Origin of the sequence: Enhygromyxa salina (genome assembly GCF_000737335.2) — a bacterium.
Lineage (GTDB): Bacteria > Myxococcota_A > Polyangia > Nannocystales > Nannocystaceae > Plesiocystis > Plesiocystis salina_C.
The window spans coordinates 68105-87012 of sequence record NZ_JMCC02000044.1 but is presented as its reverse complement, the minus strand read 5'-3'; the positions used below and the strand labels follow the sequence as shown (position 1 = coordinate 87012).

13 protein-coding genes are annotated in these 18908 nt (G+C 67.3%); 7 read left to right on the top strand and 6 right to left on the bottom strand.

What is annotated here, in order from left to right:
- The first annotated feature begins 386 nt into the window (after positions 1 to 386).
- Positions 387 to 1973: a D-alanyl-D-alanine carboxypeptidase/D-alanyl-D-alanine endopeptidase gene (dacB, locus tag DB30_RS18145; protein ID WP_052550612.1), complete on the top strand. Its 1587-nt coding sequence runs from the start codon at positions 387 to 389 to the stop codon at positions 1971 to 1973.
- Positions 1974 to 2308: 335 nt separating this feature from the next.
- On the opposite strand, the gene DB30_RS18140 is transcribed toward dacB, so the two are convergent.
- The 4 genes from DB30_RS18140 to DB30_RS18125 all read right to left on the bottom strand — a co-directional run bounded on the left by DB30_RS18140 (position 2309) and on the right by DB30_RS18125 (position 7484).
- Positions 2309 to 3295 carry a tetratricopeptide repeat protein gene (locus tag DB30_RS18140; RefSeq protein WP_052550609.1) on the bottom strand — a complete coding sequence of 329 codons (987 nt, stop codon included), beginning with the start codon at positions 3293 to 3295 and terminating at the stop codon, positions 2309 to 2311.
- 241 nt (positions 3296 to 3536) lie between these two features.
- On the bottom strand, positions 3537 to 4655 hold the full coding sequence (rlmN, locus tag DB30_RS18135; protein ID WP_052550628.1) for a dual-specificity RNA methyltransferase RlmN: 1119 nt from the start codon (positions 4653 to 4655) through the stop codon (positions 3537 to 3539).
- An 859-nt stretch (positions 4656 to 5514) separates the two neighbouring features.
- Positions 5515 to 6858, bottom strand: coding sequence for an OmpA family protein (locus tag DB30_RS18130; RefSeq protein WP_165703829.1), 1344 nt, complete (start codon positions 6856 to 6858; stop codon positions 5515 to 5517).
- Between the two features lie 161 nt (positions 6859 to 7019).
- Positions 7020 to 7484: a hypothetical protein gene (locus DB30_RS18125; protein ID WP_052550606.1), complete on the bottom strand. Its 465-nt coding sequence runs from the start codon at positions 7482 to 7484 to the stop codon at positions 7020 to 7022.
- 154 nt (positions 7485 to 7638) lie between these two features.
- On the opposite strand from DB30_RS18125, the gene uvrA reads away from it, so the two are divergent.
- Complete coding sequence (uvrA, locus tag DB30_RS18120) at positions 7639 to 10647, top strand: excinuclease ABC subunit UvrA (protein WP_146659443.1); 3009 nt, start codon at positions 7639 to 7641, stop codon at positions 10645 to 10647.
- Between the two features lie 16 nt (positions 10648 to 10663).
- Here the strand turns inward: uvrA and DB30_RS18115 are convergent, their stop codons facing one another.
- On the bottom strand, positions 10664 to 11587 hold the full coding sequence (locus DB30_RS18115; protein WP_052550603.1) for a hypothetical protein: 924 nt from the start codon (positions 11585 to 11587) through the stop codon (positions 10664 to 10666).
- Between the two features lie 152 nt (positions 11588 to 11739).
- Here DB30_RS18115 and DB30_RS18110 point away from each other — a divergent pair, with 152 nt between their 5' ends.
- A complete protein-coding gene (locus tag DB30_RS18110; RefSeq protein WP_052550600.1) occupies positions 11740 to 12108 on the top strand; it encodes a hypothetical protein in 369 nt (122 codons plus the stop codon).
- Positions 12109 to 12180: 72 nt separating this feature from the next.
- Positions 12181 to 15279, top strand: coding sequence for a serine/threonine-protein kinase (locus DB30_RS18105; RefSeq protein ID WP_052550598.1), 3099 nt, complete (start codon positions 12181 to 12183; stop codon positions 15277 to 15279).
- Position 15280: 1 nt separating this feature from the next.
- On the opposite strand, the gene DB30_RS18100 is transcribed toward DB30_RS18105, so the two are convergent.
- On the bottom strand, positions 15281 to 16033 hold the full coding sequence (locus tag DB30_RS18100) for a potassium channel family protein (protein ID WP_052550596.1): 753 nt from the start codon (positions 16031 to 16033) through the stop codon (positions 15281 to 15283).
- A gap of 208 nt (positions 16034 to 16241) precedes the next feature.
- Between DB30_RS18100 and DB30_RS18095 the strand changes: the two genes are divergently transcribed.
- The 3 genes from DB30_RS18095 to DB30_RS18085 all read left to right on the top strand — a co-directional run bounded on the left by DB30_RS18095 (position 16242) and on the right by DB30_RS18085 (position 18824).
- Entirely contained in the window at positions 16242 to 17387 is a 1146-nt protein-coding gene (locus DB30_RS18095; RefSeq protein ID WP_052550593.1) for a type I restriction endonuclease, read from the top strand.
- A gap of 567 nt (positions 17388 to 17954) precedes the next feature.
- Positions 17955 to 18122, top strand: a complete 168-nt coding sequence (locus DB30_RS18090; protein WP_153258354.1) for a hypothetical protein — start codon at positions 17955 to 17957, stop codon at positions 18120 to 18122.
- A gap of 183 nt (positions 18123 to 18305) precedes the next feature.
- The gene (locus DB30_RS18085) at positions 18306 to 18824 is read left to right on the top strand and encodes a PDZ domain-containing protein (RefSeq protein WP_146659440.1); all 519 of its coding nucleotides are present in this window, start codon (positions 18306 to 18308) and stop codon (positions 18822 to 18824) included.
- The last annotated feature ends 84 nt before the right edge of the window (positions 18825 to 18908 follow it).

Genomic DNA, 18908 nt, shown 5'->3' with positions numbered 1-18908 from the left:
CGTGCGCGCGCGGGGCCAGGGTCAGCGCCGTGGCGCCCCCCAGCCCGACCCACAGCGCGCGCCCGAGCACGCGACGGGCAACCACGCCGGACCCGGACCGCCAATCACGCTCACGCCGATGTTTGGGGGTAGCACGCTGGTCTGGCACGTCGCGAGACTATCACCATGCGCTGGCTCCCTGGATCCCTGTGAGCCGCTTCCGCGCGCGGAGGCGACCTGCCACGCCGAGGGCTCGCGGTGCGTGATCGACTGGGGCGATCCGTGTGGCGCAAGCACCGCTGCGTGGTGCCGCGACGGTAAATGGGCGTACGAACAAGAGGCCAACCCGTGCGAGGGCGATTAGCAAAAACTTGGGGTTTGGTCGGGCCTGAGACTAGGGTGGCAGCGTGGTCCGTCGCTTGATCCCGGTTCGCCGCCCTGCCCTCGCGCTTGGCCTGCTCGGCACGCTCGGCATGCTTGGCGCCGTCACGATGGGGATCGGCCCGCAGTCGGCGTCGCCAACCGGCTTCACCGCGATCCGGCCGGCCCACGCAAGCCCGCCAAAGGCCGCGGCGAGCGAGGCGTCGCCAACATCCTCGGAGGCGGTGAGCGACGCGCCCCTCGACGTCCGCATCGACGAGCTGATCGCCGCCGCCGCGCTCCCGCCCGAGCTGCGCGTGGGCATCTCGATCGTCGACCTGGCCACCGGCGACAGCCTCTACGAGCGCGAGGCTGACACCGCGCTGAACCCCGCCAGCAACGCCAAGCTGGTCACCACCGCCGCCGCGCTCGCGCGCTTGGGCCCAGAGCACCGCTACGTGACGCGCGTCCATGTGGACGCCAACGGCGTCGAGAATGGCGTCGTCACGGGCAAGCTCTACCTCGAAGGCGGCGGGGACCCTTCGCTCGTGACCGGCGAGATCTACGAGCTCGCCGGCCAGCTGCAGGCCGCCGGGATCACCAAGATCCGCGGACCGATCGTGGTCGACGCTACCCGCTTCGACCGCGACGGCCTCCCGCCCGGCTTCGATCAAAAGGACGAGTTCGCCTCGCACCGGGCCCCCGGCGGCGCGATGTCGGTCAACTACAACACCTACGAAGTGTTCGCCCGCCCATCCGAGATCCTTGGCGCGGCCCCGGTGCTGTCCGTGCAGCCCGCGATCCCCAGCCTCGAGCTCGACGCCAGCAAGGCCAAGACCGTCGCCGGCAGCCGCAACCAGCTGTGGGTCTCGACCGAGGAAAAGGCAGGCAAGACGATCGTCAGCTTCCACGGCGAGGTCGGCATCGACAACGGGCGCAGCTCCTACCGCTATCCGATCAGCGATCCATCGCGCTACGCGGGCGAGCTGCTCATGCTCGCGCTCTCGCAGCGCGGCGTGAAGCTGAGCAAGACCAAGATCGAGTCTGGCGAGGTCCCGCGCGACGCCGAGCTGGTTGCGACCTTCCGATCCGAGTCGCTCTCGGAGCTGTGTCGTGGCGTGAACAAGTTCTCCAACAACTTCATGGCCGAGCAGATCCTGCGCACGCTCGCGCCGGGCGACCACGCGACCGCCGAGGCGTCGCTCGAGCAGCTGCGGGCCTACACCCAAGAGATCGGCATGCCGCAGACCGGGTTGGTGCTCGGCAACGGATCGGGTCTATACGCCAACAACCTGATCTCGCCGCGCGCCCTCACCTACCTGCTGGGCCACGTGTACAGCGACTTTCGCTATCGCAGCGACTACCTGGCCTCGCTCGCGATCATGGGCGCCGACGGGACCACGCGCTCGCGCCTGAAAGACAGCGACGCGCGCGACTGGGTCCGGGTCAAGACTGGCACCCTCGATGATGTCTCGGCGCTGTCAGGCTACGCGAGCGCGGTCGGCCGCGATCCAATCGCGTTCTCGATCATCTTCAACGGTCTCGAGCGCAAGCACCGGGCTGCCGCGCGGGGGCTGCAAGACTCGATCGCCGCCCTGCTGGCAGCCGAAGCCGCGAAGACCGCCGCGAACTGACGCCCCCGCCTCGGCGCGGCATGACCCGAATGTCGGGCCCCGGGGCATCAGGATCGGCGTAGCCTGAAAGCAGGTCGTCAAGCCCCCGCAAAGACCACGTGAAAGTGGTCCATGGGTTGCACAGTTGGGCCTGCATGAGCGCCCACTTTCGTGCCCTCGCCCTCGTCCGTGAAGCCCGATCCCTGCTGCGACCCGCCCTCAGCGCCGCTCGATCGCTCCGGTTCCGCCTCGCCGATCACCGCCGCGAGACCGTCCGCGCCGCAGCCAACGCAACCCCCCGCAGCGAGAACCGCCGCCTGATCCTGGACTCAGCCCGTCTTTGACCCCAAGCGGTTCTAGAACCGCTTCGTCCATTGCAAGGTCACCGCGGTGCCGGTCGAGCTTGGCTGGCTCGGCTCACGTTTGAGGCGGACCTCGTCGACGGCCAAGCTGATCGTGCCAGACAAAAACAGCGCGCTGCCAGCCGCCACAAACACGATGCCAGACGTCTTTGTGATGTAGACCAGCGGGCAGGCAACGACGTCGGTCCGGTCCGCGCCATCGGGGCAGCTGCCGTCGATCGCCCACAACGCCGCGCCTGTCCCAATTGCGACCGCGCCCGCGCTCATCAGCACAGCTTCTGCCCACCGCGGCATGATGCGCTTGGACGACTTGGTCTCGCCTTTCGGGCCATCTTCGATGATCGGCGCGACGCCGTACTCGATTGACGCGGTCTGCTCGGCTTCGACCTCGAGGCTGGACTGGACATCGGGCTGGCTGCCGTCGCTGGCCTCGATCCACACGCGATACTTGCCGGGCACCAACCCGTCGGTGCTCGACTTGGTCGGGCGCTCGTTGATGTACACGCGGCAAGGGACGTTGCACTGGATCGCAATGGTGCCGCTGCCGAGCTTGGCGAGCGCACCCGCCCGCTCCTTGTGGAGCGCCGTGAGCCCAGGCCCGAACTGTTTGGTTGGAAGCGGATCGCCGCGTGCGGTTCGGATCGCGTCGTCCATGGCCTCGCGCGCAGCGTTGGCGTTGTCGGTGGCCAGCAGCGCGCGCGCCAAGGTGAGCTGCGCCATCGTTCGCAGATCCTGCCCCTCGGGATCCTTGGCGAGCATCGTGCCGTATCCGCTGAGCACCACCAACGCGTCGCGCAGCTGCACGGATCCGCGCTGCGGATCCTCGTTGGCCATCCGCTGCGCCGTGCGGACGGACTCCAGCGCTGCCTCGTACTCGCGTCGTTGCGGCTCGGGGCTGACCGCGGGCGCAGGAGGCTCGGCTGCTGCATCAGCCGGCGGCGAGAACGAGAGCAGTGCGAGCAGGACCGAGGCAGGCATCATCGCAACCACCAACTTAGCACTCAATCGTGAACAACCGCAGGCTCTAGAGCGCAGACCTTCGTGGATTTCGCCTGCTCGTGGGGCCAGACCGCGCGGAGGGGTCACCGCTGCTAGAGATTCGGGCAGCGAACACGCGCATCTGCGTGGTTGCAGCCCAGTGATCGATCGGTTTCTGCCGGTTTCTGCGGTTCCTGCCCAAAAGGCCGAACACATGCACAGGGAATCGAATAGCCAGCGTAGCTCAGGCATCCGCCGCGAGCTGCCCACACGCCGCCTGAATGTCGTCGCCTCGCGGTGTCCGCAGCCAACACTGGACCCCCGCTTCGCGCAGGATCGCGACGAAGTCCTGAATCCGCCGATCGCTGGGCCGCTGGTAGGGCGCGTGCGGGTGGGGATTGAACGGGATGACGTTGACGTGACAGCGAAACTCTCGGAGCAGGCTCACCAGTCGTCGCGCGTCGCCGTCGGTGTCGTTGACGTCGCGCAGCAACACGTACTCGAAGGTCACCCGTCGCCGCCGCGAGGTGGGCACCTCGCGGACCGCGGCCAGCAGCGTGGCAATGCTCCAGCGCTGGTTGATCGGCATGACCTGGTCGCGCACGGGATCGGTGGTCGCGTTGAGGCTGACCGCGAGCCCGACCTCGAGCCCCAGCCCCTCGCGAGCGAAGCGCTCGATCGCCGGGACCAGGCCCGACGTCGAGACCGTGATCCGACGGCCAGCGATCGCGTCGCCCACGTCGTCGGTCAGGATCTCGATCGAGCGCCGCACCTGATTGAAGTTGTGCAGCGGCTCGCCCATGCCCATGTAGACCACGTTGGTGATCCGCGGCGTCCACTCTGCCCCCTCGCTCAGCGCCTCGCTGGCCAGCAGCTCGCGGGCGCGCGTGACTTGCTCGACGATCTCCCAGGTGTCGAGGTTGCGCGTGAACCCCAAGCTCGCCGTCGCGCAGAACCGGCAGTCGAGCGCGCAGCCCACTTGCGAGCTGATGCACTGGGTCAGCCCGCGCTCGTCGTTGGGGATCAGCACCGACTCGATCGCGTGCCCGTCGGTGGTCCGCAGCCGCAACTTCCGGGTCCCATCCCGAGCCCGCTGGACCGTATCGACCTGCAGCCGATCGAGGCTGGCCCGCTCCCCCAGCGCCGCGCGCTCCCGCTTCGACAGGTTCGTCATCGCCTCGAACGAGTCGACCCGGTGCAGGTGCAGCCACCCAAACACCTGATCGGCCCGAAACCGCGGCGCCCCCAGCTCGCGCGTCAACCACTCGCCAAGCTCGACGCGACTCATCCCGCGCAAATTCGGCGCAGCCGCCCGCGGAATCCCGCTGCTCGGACGACGAATCTGCCAAACGGAGTCGGACATGCTGAGGCGCTCGGCCAAGCCCAGCGTGTAGCACACTTGCTTTCAGCCCGGGCGAGCCCCCAGCCAACAGGGACCGAATGGAGCCGCCGCACCCCGCCCGTGAGCGCCCAGACGAAAGCCCCCGCCAGGGGAAGGAAGCGAATGGAGCGCTCCACCCCGCCCGTGAGCGCCCAAACGAAAGCCCCCGCCAGGGGAAGGATACGAATGGAGCGCCCCACGCCGCCCGTGAGCGCCCAAACGAAAGCCCCCGCCAGGGGGGCCACACATACCCCCGCGCACAGCCAGCCCAAGGGGAGCGAGCGAAGCGAGGATGAAGCGCCGCACCCCGCCCGTGAGCGGCCCAAACGAAAGCCCCCGCCAGGGGAAGGATACGAATGGAGCGCCCCACGCCGGCGGGAAAGCGCCCAGACAAGAGCCCCCTCCTAGGGGGCCACACATACCCCCGCGCACAGCCAGCCCAAGGGGAGCGAGCGAAGCGAGGATGAAGCGCCGCACCCCGCCCGTGAGCGGCCCAAACGAAAGCCCCCGCCAGGGGAAGGATACGAATGGAGCGCCCCACGCCGGCGGGAAAGCGCCCAGACAAGAGCCCCCTCCTAGGGGGCCACACATACCCCCGCGCACAGCCAGCCCAAGGGGAGCGAGCGAAGCGAGGATGAAGCGCCGCACCCCGCCCGTGAGCGGCCCAAACGAAAGCCCCCGCCAGGGGAAGGATACGAATGGAGCGCCCCACGCCGGCGGGAAAGCGCCCAGACAAGAGCCCCCTCCTAGGGGGCCACACATACCCCCGCGCACAGCCAGCCCAAGGGGAGCGAGCGAAGCGAGTGACCGCGAAGTGCGAAACCCCCTGTGGGGGTAAAAGTCAATGCGTGAGGATCTTGACTTCGATGCGGCGGTTTTCAGCGCGCCCAGCGGCCGTGTCGTTGGTGTCGATCGGCTCGTTCGGCCCCGCCCCGCGGGTCTCGATCCGCGACTCGTCGATCCCCGCGTCCACCAGGTAGCGCTTGACCGCCGCAGACCGCCGCTGCGAGAGGTCGACGTTGTGCTCGTAGCCGCCGTTCGAGTCGGTGTGCCCGCTGATCTCCACCCGAACCTGCGGGTACATCTGCAACACCTCCACGGCCCGATCGAGGATCGGCTTGGAGTCTTTCTTGATGACGTCCTTGTCCGAGTCGAAGTTGATGCCCTTGAGGATGCCGGCGAGGTCGGCGAACTCGTTGGGGACGACGTCGGGGCAGCCGTCGTCGTCGTCAAAGCCGTTCTTGGTCTCCGGCTCGTCCGGGCACTTGTCTAGCTCGTCTGGGATCTCGTCTTGGTCCGCGTCTGGCGGGCAGCCGGTTGGCGCCGGGCCCGGCTCGGTCGGACATTGATCTTCGTTGTCGGGGATGCCGTCGTGATCCCGATCGCGGACCGGCTTCTCGCTCTTGCGATTGAGCGTGACCGACAAGCCAAGCAGGATCTCCGGGCTGTGGGTCACGCCCTCGCCAACGCCCACCCGGTTGGTGAGGTTGTCGCGGATGTCGAGGCGCAGCAGCAGCCAGTAGTTGATGAAGAACTTGAGGCCGGCGCCAAAGTGGATCGCAATGTCGGCCTCGCTGCCAACCTGCGCGCGCGGGCTCGCAACCCCCATCGCGCCGGCGCCGGCAACGATGAATGGAGTCAGCCGCCACAGCCCGATCTGGCCGACGAGGTGCCCGCGGCCCGCCCAGATGATCGGGTTGCCAGCCTGGTCGCGCAGCGAGGCTGGCATCACGCCGCCCTCGGCCTCGATCCCGAAGTGCCGGAGCGGGTAGAAGCCCAGGCGCAGGCCCACGTCTGGGGCCAGGATCCCGTACTGCTTGCGACCTTGCTGTGGCAGCCCGAGCTCCGCCTCGAACAGCTCGAGCTGAGGCGAAGGAAACAGCACGCCGCCCCACACGCCGAGCTCGAGCATCATGGGCTCGGGCGGGTAGCGATCGATCCACCGCTCCCCCTTGGGACGCTCTTGCTTGGACGCGCTCGCGTCGGCGTTGGCCGAAGCGCCGTCGTCCGTCGAGGCCGACGCCTCGAGCGAAGCCTTGGGTCCCTCGGTCTTCCCCTTGCCCGCGTGCGCGCGCGTCGGCGCCAGCATCACCCCGACGCCGACGGCCAAGCTCAGCAACGCAGGACGCGAAAAGCCACGGCGGGTGACAGAGGGAGACGACAGTTCGAGGGAGTGGTCGGTCACGGGCGCGAGCTCGCTGGTGATGACGCGGGGTGAAATGGCCCCGCGGCTCGGCATTATAAGCGCCAACGGCTCCGCTGTGGCGCAAGCCATGATCGCTGTCCAACCCTCGGGCTGTCCCACACAAACTTCACTGTTTGAGCTCGCCCGACGTTGGACCCCTGTCACTCGCTGCCGTCGAGGGCGTCCAACAGCTGCTGCTGGCGTGCGCCCAAGTGCAGCGGCGGGTCCCGGTCGAGCAAGGCTTCGATCGCCGCGTGATCGACCTTCTCGGGATCGGTCTCCAAGTCCGCGGCCTCGAGCTGCAGCGCCAGGGCCCGGCCCGCGAGGGCGTGGCTCGCCTGGACCCGCCCAAGCTCGTGGAGCAGCCGCGACTTTTGGGCCAGCAGCTGGGCGTACGCCCGAATGCGGCTGGGCGGTCGCAGGATCATCGCCGCCGTGCGGGCATCCACGAGCGCGATGCGGCCATGATCAAAGACTTCCTCGAGCAGCGCGTCGGTCTGCTGGTCGAGCGGCAACAGCTGCTCTTGGTCGACCTCGACGTCGAGCAGCGCGGCCGCGATCTTGCTCACCGCCTCACCAACCTCGTCGAGCTGAACCAGCAGCCAGTCATATCGATCCGTCTGCATCCCGCGAGCATGTTAACCAGGTTCATCGCCGCTCTGACCCCACGCGCCAACTGCGCAACACGCGCCAGTCGCGTTCTGGCCGGGCCCGTCCCACCCAACTGGGGGATGGGCCCAGGGTTTGGACTGAACGGAGAATCAGTTAGATTCCCGGCCCATGTCCTCGGACCAGGCAGACGGAAGCCACTTGCCCACTCGCGTCGCGGCCAGCCCCACCAAGAAGGCGCAGCGATCCAAGAAGCAGACCAAGAAAAAGACCGCGCGGTCGAAGAAGACCCCAACCACCAGGGCGGCCCCGCGCCTCGGCACCGTCAGCGAGCCCGACTGGATCGAGGTCCGCGGCGCGTCCGAGCACAACCTCAAGATCGATCAGCTGCGCGTCCCCAAGCGCGAGCTCGTGGTGTTCACCGGCGTCAGCGGATCCGGCAAGTCCAGCCTGGCTTTCGACACGCTCTACGCAGAGGGCCAGCGTCGCTACATCGAGAGCCTCTCGTCCTACGCGCGCCAGTTCCTGGGCCAGCTCGAGCGGCCCAAGGTCGAGCACATCAGCGGGCTGTCGCCAACGATTGCGATCGAGCAGAAGGCCGCGTCGTCCAACCCACGGTCCACGGTTGGCACGATCACGGAGATCTACGACTACCTGCGGGTCCTCTACGCGCGGGTCGGCACCCAGTACTGCCACGAGTGCGGCAAGCCGGTCGCCTCGCAGAGCGCCGAGCAGATCGTGGGTGAGCTGCTGGCCCTGCCCGAGGACAGCAAGGCCACCTTGTTGGCGCCGCTGGTCGTCCACCGCAAGGGCGAGTTCCGCGAGCTGTTCGAAGAGCTGCGCGGGCGTGGGTTCGTGCGCGTGCGCGTGGATGGTGAGCTGCACCGGCTCGAGCAGGCGCCCACCCTCGACAAGAAATTCAAGCACTCGATCGAGCTCGTCGTCGACCGCATCAAGATCCGCAAGCAAGATCGCATGCGCATCACCGAGAGCGTCGAGCTGGCCCTGCGCGAGGGCAAGGGCGAGCTGCAGCTGCTCGCTGAGCCCCCCAACGCAGACGGCGAGACCGAAGCGCAGACGGTCAGCATGGCGTTCTCGCAGGAGCGATCGTGCTGCGGGTTGGCGTTCCCCGAGCTCAGCCCGCAGAGCTTCTCGTTCAACTCGCCGCTTGGCATGTGTCCAGACTGCAACGGGCTGGGCACGCGCATGGAGGTCGATCCCGAGCTCGTCATCGCCGACGAGAAGCTCTCGATCCGCGACGGCGCGATCGGGCCCTGGTCCAACGCGGCCGACCGCGAGGCAGGCTGGACCTGGCGCATCATCGAGGCCGTCGCCAACACCTACTCGATCGATCTCGACAAGCCCTGGAACAAGCTCGGCAAGCGCAAGCGCGGCCTGGTCCTGTATGGCTCGGAGGGCAAGCGGATCCGCGTCAAGTGGGGCACCGAGGGCGAGGGCAACAGCCACGGCGAGTGGGGTATGCGCTTCGAGGGCGTGGTCAACAGCCTCGAGCGCCGGTTCAGCCAGACCGCCTCAGACTCCGCCCGCGAGCACTACCGCAAATACTTCCGCGAGGCCGACTGCGAGACCTGTGCGTCCAAGCGCCTGCGCTCCGAGAGCCTGGCGGTGCGCATTCGTGGCAACAACATCGCCGAGCTCACCTCGATGACCGTCGCCGACGCGCAGGCGTGGGTCGGCGGCTTGGAGCTCACTGGCGCGCAGAAGATCATCGCCGAGGGCGCCCTGCGAGAGATCGTCGGGCGGCTCGGGTTCTTGCTCAACGTTGGCCTGGACTACCTGACCCTGGATCGCTCGGGCCCCACCTTGTCTGGCGGCGAGGCCCAGCGGATCCGCCTGGCCAGCCAGCTGGGCTCCGAGCTCTCGGGCGTCATGTACGTGCTCGACGAGCCCAGCATTGGGCTGCACCAGCGCGACAACCAGCGCCTGATCGCCACGCTGCAGCGGCTCCGGGATCTGGGCAACACCGTGTTGGTGGTCGAGCACGACGAAGACACGATCCGGGCCGCCAACCACGTCGTGGACTTTGGCCCGGGCGCCGGTCACCTCGGCGGCGAGGTCGTCTACTCCGGCACCGCCAAGGGGCTCGAGCGCTGCAAGGACAGCGTCACTGGCAACTATCTGTCAGGCAAGAAGCGGATCGATGTCCCGACCGGGCGCCGCGAGCCCAGCGGTGAGATCTGGGTCCGCGGCGCGGCTGAACACAACCTCGCCAAGATCGACGTTCGGTTCCCGCTTGGGGTCCTGTGCGCGATCACGGGGGTCAGCGGCGCGGGCAAGAGCTCGCTGGTCAACGGGATCCTGCTGCCCGCGCTTGGCCGGATGCTGCACGGATCCAGCGACAAAGTTGGCGAGCACAAAGAGATCGTCGGGCTCGAGGCGCTCGACAAGGTCATTGCGATCGACCAACGCCCGATCGGTCGGACCCCGCGATCCAACCCCGGCACCTACACCAAGGCGTTCGACGAGATCCGCTCCGTGTTCGCGCAGCTGCCCGAGTCGCGGACCCGCGGGTGGAAGGCCGGGCGCTTCTCGTTCAACGTCAAGGGCGGCCGCTGCGAGGCCTGCTCCGGCGACGGCGTCGTCAAGGTCGAGATGCACTTCCTCGCCGACGTCTACGTGCCCTGCGAAGTGTGCAACGGCCGGCGCTACAACCAACAGACCTTGGCGGTCCGCTATCGCGGCCACTCGATCACCGACGTGCTCGCGCTCAGCATCGACGAGTGCGCGGAGCTGTTCAGCAACCACCGCAAGCTCAAGCGGATCTTGACCACGCTGACCGACGTCGGGCTTGGCTACATGAAGATCGGCCAGACCGCGCCAACCATGTCTGGCGGCGAAGCCCAGCGGGTCAAGCTCTCGCGCGAGCTCGGCAAGGTCCAGACCGGGCGCACGCTCTACGTGCTCGACGAGCCGACCACCGGCCTGCACTTCGAAGACATCGCCCGGCTGCTCGGCGTCCTGCAGCGGCTCGTCGACGCCGGCAACACGGTCGTGGTGATCGAACACAACCTCGACGTCATCAAGTGCGCCGACTGGATCATCGATCTGGGCCCAGAAGGCGGCGCGGGTGGGGGCCGCCTGGTCGTTGAAGGCACACCCGAGCAGGTCGCCAAGCACAAGACCTCGTACACGGGTCAGTTCTTGGCGGACCTGCTGTGACCGGCGGGGGCCGTCGCTACCTGCCGGGGAAGGGGTTGGCGCGATCGCGGCGCCAGGTCTCTTCGGGGGCCCGCCACTCTTCCCACTGGCGCGGCGCCTCGCGGAAGAACGCAGCCCCGATCACGCCCACGTTGCGGCCGTCACCCATGCGCTCCGAGTAGCTGTCCTCGATGCTCGAGAACCGAAACGCGGCGACGCTGTCCTCGCTGGTCCGCCAGCCGTCGATCACCACGGAGCTGAAGGGATCGACGATGTAGCCGCGCTTGGAGAAGCTCGCCGGGGCGCCGTCGATCACGTCGAGTCCGTCGACAGAGGTCACGACCTCGAACGCGCTGCTGGTGTCGTTGGCGATCGCCAGGCTGTAGCGCGCCTCTGGCTGCCCAACGGCCCACAACTCCGAGCCAACCGACGCCGCGGGAAGGATGTCACCGCGGTCGTCGAGCAGCGCGAACGACAGGCCAGCGTGTTGCTGCATCGCGTCGTTGGAGAACGCCCGGGTTCGCTTGTGCGTGGCCGCGGCCCGGACCCCGCCGACGTCGTTGTAGCGAATGCTGAACACGACGTCGGGGGTCGACGGGTCGGCCCGGCGAAAGCCCACGGTCTCGACGCTCGAGTGGCGATGCTCGCCGAAGGCGGTGCCAAGCCCAGGCTTGCTCTCTTCAATGGCGATCGCGCCGGAGCCGAAGTCGGCGTCGTCGCCCCAGCTGCTGGCGTCGCTTGGGGCCGCCTCGGACTCGGTCGCGCCGCCCATGCTCGGCCTTGGGCTCGCCGGGCGATCGCTCCGGCGCTGCTTCGCGGCGGATGCCTGGGTCCGCTCGCCGAAGCTGGTACCGAGCGCATCGCCGCCGTCGGGGGCCGCCGCCTCACCCTGCTTGGCGCAGCCGGGGGTGAGGGCGAGGAGGGGGAGCAGGAGGAGACCAAACGTGACGGATTTGTACATGGGACCTCGGTCGGTGGGGCCGCTGCGGCGACTCCGGGGCCCAACGCGACGGCTCGGCGCGGGTCTTACAGTTACCCAAGGCCTGATCGGATCGCTGGCTGGCCGGCATGGGGGGTCTTGTGCGAAGCTCGCGCGTGGCCCGATCACGACCCATGCCCAGCACCAGCAATTCCACCAACAACACGACCGCCAACACCTATGTTCTCACGGCCTCCATCGCCGCTGACGGCTCACTTCAGCTGTCGAGCCCCGACCTGCAGAACAACGTCATCGAGACGCCGCGGGGCCAGGATGCGGTCGTCATCATCAACGACATCGAAGGCCAGTATCTGTACGGCACCGAAGTGCCGATCCGGGGTGAGGACACCAGCGGCTGGCCGCGCGATACCGCCAAGGGCCTGACCGAGCGTGTGTTCCCCGCCGTCGAGTCCGACCTGGTCAACATCGTGTTCGCCGCCGAGACGAACAACAACGGCAAGATCAAGTACGGTCCAGTGATCACGATCAAGCCCAAGGGCTGAGGCGAGCAGGCAGAGGCTTCGCCACGGGCCTGAGACCGGGCCAGCGGCGAGCCAAGCACTGCCTGACACGAAATGGACGCGACGGTCACCGCGGTCGACGAGCTCCAAGCGGCGCTGCGCCGCCGTCCGGACGATCACGAGAGTCAGCCGCCCGACAGCATCTTGGGGCGTCGCCTCGATCGCCAAGACGGCCCGACCCACGCGGGTCGGTACGCGCTGCTGCGGGAGCTCGGACGGGGTGCGATCGGCGTCGTCTATGCGGCCTACCACGAGGGCCTCGACCGCAAGCTGGCGATCAAGCTGCTCAACCCGCAGCGGGCGCGCCGAGCGGATCTCGAGGCCCGCCTGCGCCGCGAAGCCCGAGCGCTGGCCAAGCTCTCGCACCCCAACGTCGTGCAGGTCTACGACGTCGGCGAGTTCGAGGGCCGCGTGTTCGTCGCGATGGAGTTCGTCGACGGCCAGACGCTTGGCGACTGGATGCGTGCCGAGCACGAGGTCGACGAGATCGTCGCGATGTTCGCCGAGGCCGGCCGGGGGCTCGCCGCTGCCCATGAGGCGGGCGTCATCCACCGTGACTTCAAACCGGACAACGTGCTGGTTGGTCGGGACAATCGTCCGCGCGTGCTCGATTTCGGTCTCGCCTGTCCGATCGAGCCGATCGCCTTCGCCGAGCTGAGCCCCGCCCAGCCGGACACCGAAGGCGAGCCAGCCAGCTTTGGCACGTCGCTGGATCAGCTGCTGCGCACTGGTGAGCTCGGCGACGGCGAGCGTCGCCCGCTCCCTCGTGCTGGTCGCCGCCACGATCCAGACGCGACCGAAGACAGCTTCACCCCGCGCGCCCCGGGTGACGACAACGAGCGCTCGCAAGACGGGATCGCCACCCAGACCAACGTGGCGCGCCCGCCGGATCGCGACGCCGAGCTTGACGACACGCTCAGCAAGCATCCACCCGCCGCCAACGACTACGACGACGATGAAGATGAAGATGATGTGATCACGCGAACCGGCGCGCTGATGGGCACCCCCGCGTACATGTCACCCGAGCAATTCGTTGGCCGGCACGTCGACGCGGCCTCGGATCAATTTAGCTTCTGCGTCGCGTTGCACGAGGCGCTGTATGGACATCGCCCGTTCATCGGCAAGTCCGCCATGGAGCTGGGTATCGCGACCGGGGCCGGCGAGATCGTCGAAGCCCCACCCAACAGCCGCGTCCCCCTGTGGTTGCGCGAGGTGATCGTGCGGGGGCTCGACCCGGCGCCCGAGCGGCGATTCGCGTCGATGAACGAGCTGATCGCCGCGTTGGCGTGCGACCCGGAGGTCCCCAAGCGTCGCTGGTGGCTCGGCCTCGTCGGCGCGGGGATCGGCGTGCTGGCGTTCGCGGTTGGCATGCTCGCCCCCGAGCGCGCCTCGCCCTGCCCTACCCTGGCCGAGAGCGCGGCGCGGGTCTGGACGCCGGCTCGGGGCGCCGAGCTGCGCGAAGCGTTCACGCGCTCGGAGTTGCCCTACGCCGACGCGACCTGGTCCCGGGTCGAGCCGCGCCTGCAAGCCTGGGCGCAGACGTGGGGGGCGCAGCGCGTCAACGCCTGCGAGGCCACCGTCGTGCGTCACGAGTTCTCCCCCGAGGTGCTGACCCTGCGCGAGGCATGCTTAGATCGGGCCAGCCGCGGATACGAAGCGCTGCTTGGACAGCTTGGGGCCGGCGCTCCACGGGTCATCGAGCGAGCGAGCGAGGCCACCGCCGCGCTCCCCGATCCCGAGAAGTGCGGCGACATAGATGCGTTGCTGTCTGCCGCGCGGCCGGAAGGACCCGCGAAGGACAGCGTCGAGCAGCTGCGAGCGGACCTCGCCGAGCTCGACATGCGGATCGAGTCAGCCGACGCCGACGCGAGCCTGCCCGTGGCCGAGGACGCGCTCGAGCGCGCGCGCGAGCTTGGGTACGGCCCTGTCGTCGCGGAAGCGATGTACATCCACGGTCGGCTGCTGGCGAACACCGACGCGCTCGCGCGCGCGATCGAGCGGTTGCAAGACGCGCTCGACGAGGCAGAGCGCAGCGACGCCGACGCGCTGGTGCCGAAGATCGCCCTCGAGTTGGTGCGGGTGTCCCTCGCCCGCGGCGATGCCCCGCTGCAGGCCCGCGTGTGGGCCCGCCGCGCCGCGACCGGGCTCGACCGACTCGGCAAGCGCGACCTCGATCAGGCCCGCGCGCTGTGGCTCTCGGGCCGGGTCGCGCTGGTTGAACGCGACGCCCAAGCTGCGGGGGCCGAGCTGCTCGCCGCGATCGCCTTGCTCGACGAGCTCGCCCCGATCCACCCATCCAAGCCAGCGATGCTCGTGGATCTCAGCCGCGCGCGCGCGCTCGAAGGCCGGATCGAGGACGCCCGCGAGGCGCTCACCGGGGCGCTCGCGGCCAGCCTGAACGCGTTTGGCCCGGTCCACCCACGGGTCGGCGATGCCCACTACGAGCTCGCCCGCTTCGAGTTCGAGCAGGGCCGACAAGCCGCGACGCGAAAGTTGCTCGACCAGGCTGCGCGGGTCTACGTCGACGCGCTTGGGCGACACAGCGAGCAGGTCGGCCACGTCGAGTCGCTGCGCGCACGGCTGGAGCTAGATGCAGGTCAGCTCGATCTCGCGCAGACCCACGCGACACACGCGGCACAGATCTACGCTGACGACCTAGCAACGAACGAGCTCGCGCGCGCCGAGACCCACCTGATACTGGGGCACGTCGCGCTCGCGCGCCGACACGTTGACGGAGCGATCGAGCAATACCGCGAGGCGTTGGCGATCCAGCAGTCCGCCCTGCCGCCGGGGGATCCCGCGATGGCGCGCACCCACTCCCAGCTCGGGCTCGCGTACTTGGCGAGCGGCGAGCCGGGGTTGGCGATCCAGCAGCTGCAGCGCTGCGTCGAGCTGCTCGAGGCTGACGAGCCCACGCTGTTGCAGCGCGCGCGGATCGATCTTGGCGAGGCTCTGCTCGCGCGGGGTGCCCCCGATGACGCGCGCCGGGCAGGGTTGGTGTTCGCGGCCGCGTTTGCGGGCTGCGAGGGTGTCGCGGCGGTGTGCGAAGCCGCGGCGTTGGGGGCTGAGAAGGCCAGCGCGGTGGTGGGTGACGCGGCGGGGGAGCTGCGCTGGCGCGAGCGGGCGACACGGGGTCGAGGTCGAGACGAGTGAGTCAAGCCGGGCGTCGCGGCTCTGCTTCCAGGGTCGCTCGCAGCTCGCCGACCTGAACCTCGAGCCGCTGCACGATGGCCAGGATTTCATCTTCCTCGGGGTCCTCAATCAGCGATGTCATGAATCCTGCCATGTAGCCAAAGATGCCAATACCAGCGACGATCACGAATACCGCGACAACATGCCCAGCGGGCGTAGCCGGCGTGACGTCGCCATAGCCAACGGTGCTCAAGGTGACCAGCGACCACCACAGCGCGTGCTCGAGGCTCTCCGTGCTGTGTGGTTCGACGATTCGAAACGCCAAGGCCCCTGTAATTACCAGCGCGCCAAACAGACCAAAGGCACGCACCATGGTCGCGCCTTTGCCTTGAAATCGCCGGATTCGTGAGACCAGCCGGATAACGCGAAGCAATCGCAGCAGTCGCACAACTCGAAGCCCCTGGGCCAGGGCCGAGACCGGAATTGAAGACGCCAGGTCCGCGAGGTTCGAAGGACTTCGCAGGTAGGCCCAGCGATCGTCAGCCAGCGCCAATCCAAGCGCCCACTCGGCGAAGAACATTGCGCAGAAGAACTCATTGACACTAGCAAAGACGTCAGTGCTGTCGCGCACGCTCGCCTCGATAATCAGCACAGTGAACATTGGCAGAAGCAGCAGATTATTCGTGTACTCGAGCCCACGAAGGACCTTGGCCCAGCCTGACTCTCGCCGTTCGTGGCTGAGCGCGGGGCGCTCATTGTCGATCTCTTCGGACATCGACGCGAGGGTACATCTTCGCTGATGCACTGGCCAAGCGTGAGCGGGATGACCTCGAGTACTCTCGAGCGCAGAATCGCTCCAAGCCTCGGCAGCTCGAACACCCGCGGGCCGGCCAAACCTTCAAAATGGCCAGTTTTTCTTCCGCACGTCGTCCTCAAACGCGGCATCCTACACAGGCGACGGCAATTCCCGTCGAGGAGACCACATGAGTTTTGAGGAAAAGCTAAAAAATCTCGCAGCCAAGGCCGACAAGACCCGAGGGATGCTCGAGACCGAAGAAGCCACAAAGAACGCGCTGGTGATGCCCTTCATCGCTGCGCTTGGCTACGACGTCTTCGATCCCACAGAGGTCGTCCCGGAGTTCACTGCCGACGTCGGCATCAAGAAAGGAGAGAAGGTCGACTACGTCATCAAGCGAGGCGAGGACATCGTGATGCTGATCGAGGCCAAGAAGGTCACCGCGGACCTTGCGATCGAGCACTCGAGCCAGTTGTTTCGCTACTTCACCACCACCAAAGCCAGGATCGCCGTGCTCACGAACGGCATCGTCTATCGCTTCTACTCGGACCTCGAGGAGAGCAACAAGATGGACGAGAAGCCGTTCCTAGAGCTCAACCTGCTCGACCTGCGCGAGAGCCTCATCAACGAGGTCAGCAAGCTGTCGAAGTCCAACTTCGACCTCGAGAACATGCTGGTTGCGGCGAGCGACCTCAAGTACATGCGCGAGATCAGAGCGACGCTCGAGCGCCAGCTCGAGACCCCCGACGAGGAGCTGGTCAAGTTCTTCTTCCAGCAGGCCCACCCAAACGGCCGCTTCGTCCAGTCGGCCAAGGACCAGTTCTCGCAGCTCGTCAAGCGCACGCTGCTCGGGTTCATCAACGACAAAGTCAGCGACCGGCTGCGGTCGGCCCTCGCGCGAGCGGATGACTCCGAGTCGGAGGAGCTCCCCGCGGCCCGCGTCGTCGATGGAGATGGACTTTCAGACGACAACGACTCGGCGAACCACGGATCGGACGGCGGCATCGTCACCACAGAGGCAGAGCTAGAAGGCTACCGCGTCGTCAAAGCCATCATCTGCGATGTCGTCGCGGCCGAGCGGGTGACCTATCGGGACAGCAAGACCTACTTCGCCGTGCTCGTTGATGACAACAACCGCAAGCCAATCTGCCGGCTTCACTTCAACCGCAGCAAGAAATACATCGGGACGTTTGACACCGACAAGGCTGAGACACGCCACTTGATCGACACGCCAGACGCGATCTACTCGGTCCGTGACCTGCTCCGCGCGACGGCGACACACTGGGTCTCGCTCGACGCGGCGGACAAGCCAGCTCCCACCGCAGACGGCTGAACGGGGACCCAAGCGGGGAGTCCTCATGCAGCGGCGCTCGTCATCGTCCCCGACCGCTGCATGGGAGCATGCGCCTTGACCGCGTATTTTCGACCTGTTATGGAGATCCTCCGTTGTCTTTCCCCGCCACAAGCCTGCTTGCCTTCGCCGGCCTACTGCTGGTCGGCGGCTGCCAGCGCCTAGCAGACGCGGAGGAAGTATACGATTTCGAGGCCCTGAAAATCGGTGCGTGCGAGGACGTTTGCCGAACGATCGACACCTGTGAGCCCGACGCATTCACGGGGATGGAGCCGGACGACTGCTTCGAGCGCTGCATGACGCTGCTCCCCAAGCTCCACGAAGAAAACCAATGCGGGAGCCGCGAGCTCAATTATTTGTGGTGTGTCGGGGCCTTGACCTGCGAGGGCTACGCAGCCTTCACGGAGGCCAACTCCGAGTTGAGCGGATCCGACTGCGCAGCACCTTGCGTCGCAGAGATACGCGCACCGTGTTCCACCGAAGCACCGTTTGATCCTGATGAGCCGCTCCCAACCTGTCCCTGACATGAGCGAGCGAGGACCGAATAGAATGAAGCCACGAAACCGGGTGAAATTATGCGCCTTCGGGCTTGTTGTGGCGGCCGTCAGCGCATGCCTCATCCCCGACAAGGACATCGTCATCGTTGTCACCGAGCCCTGCGGCGAGGAGTGGGCGGCCCAAACAATCGGCGCGGAAGGCTACAATGGCCTGATTTAGCCAATCTACATCAAGACGGCGAACGAGAAGTGGATCTCCAAGTCCTACTGCCTCAACGCGGCGCAAGGCCAACAACTGGCCGACCCAACAAGCGAACTCGCCGCGGAGCTGCTCTCCAACATTTCGCATGTTTGCCAAGCCCGCGCCATCGAGATGGGCCTCGCCGATCTCGACGATACCTGCGTGACCACGGCCGACATTGCCTACTTGGGCACCTGCATGGGACCACCGGCCGGTTGTGACAGCGACACCGGGAACAGCGGCACCGACGATGGTGGAACTGATGAAGATTCTGGAAGCGAGACCAGCGACGATCCCGGCGGTGTGGGCGGGTTCGATGGCCTGGACCTGAAGGCCGAGGTGCAGTTCCTCGATGGAGAATTTGTAGTGAGCGAGTTGCTCATCGCTACAGCCCTCACCGATGCCAAGGGCGTGACCGAGGACGGTACCTACGCAGTTCAGCTGTCGGACACCCTCGGCACCCCGTATGGGTTCGAGATCGACGGTGTGTCCGCAGGCAACCTCGGGGACGTGCTGGGTCTCCGCGATGGCGACGTCATCGTGGAGATCGCGGGGCTCCCCACGGCGTCACACGCAGATCTCCTCGCGGTCGCCGCCACACTGTTCAATTCGGACCGCGCGAGCATGGTCATCGAACGTGGAGGTTCGCCATTCATCCAGCGATATCGTCGGGGCCTCTAACCGCGCACACGCTGGGTCGTGGCGACAGCCTCACGCTCGCGCAATCGAACCCAAGCCTTGCGCGACACACCTCGCTCAGCCGAC

What these genes read in the sequence shown, in the direction of transcription:
- DB30_RS18140 (WP_052550609.1), bottom strand. Translation starts at nt 3,295, where the DNA reads ATGATGCCTGCCTCGGTCCTGCTCGCACTGCTCTCGTTCTCGCCGCCG.
- rlmN (WP_052550628.1), bottom strand. Translation starts at nt 4,655, where the DNA reads ATGTCCGACTCCGTTTGGCAGATTCGTCGTCCGAGCAGCGGGATTCCG.
- DB30_RS18125 (WP_052550606.1), bottom strand. Translation starts at nt 7,484, where the DNA reads ATGCAGACGGATCGATATGACTGGCTGCTGGTTCAGCTCGACGAGGTT.
- uvrA (WP_146659443.1), top strand. Translation starts at nt 7,639, where the DNA reads ATGTCCTCGGACCAGGCAGACGGAAGCCACTTGCCCACTCGCGTCGCG.
- DB30_RS18115 (WP_052550603.1), bottom strand. Translation starts at nt 11,587, where the DNA reads ATGTACAAATCCGTCACGTTTGGTCTCCTCCTGCTCCCCCTCCTCGCC.
- DB30_RS18110 (WP_052550600.1), top strand. Translation starts at nt 11,740, where the DNA reads ATGCCCAGCACCAGCAATTCCACCAACAACACGACCGCCAACACCTAT.
- DB30_RS18105 (WP_052550598.1), top strand. Translation starts at nt 12,181, where the DNA reads ATGGACGCGACGGTCACCGCGGTCGACGAGCTCCAAGCGGCGCTGCGC.
- DB30_RS18100 (WP_052550596.1), bottom strand. Translation starts at nt 16,033, where the DNA reads ATGTCCGAAGAGATCGACAATGAGCGCCCCGCGCTCAGCCACGAACGG.
- DB30_RS18095 (WP_052550593.1), top strand. Translation starts at nt 16,242, where the DNA reads ATGAGTTTTGAGGAAAAGCTAAAAAATCTCGCAGCCAAGGCCGACAAG.
- DB30_RS18090 (WP_153258354.1), top strand. Translation starts at nt 17,955, where the DNA reads ATGAAGCCACGAAACCGGGTGAAATTATGCGCCTTCGGGCTTGTTGTG.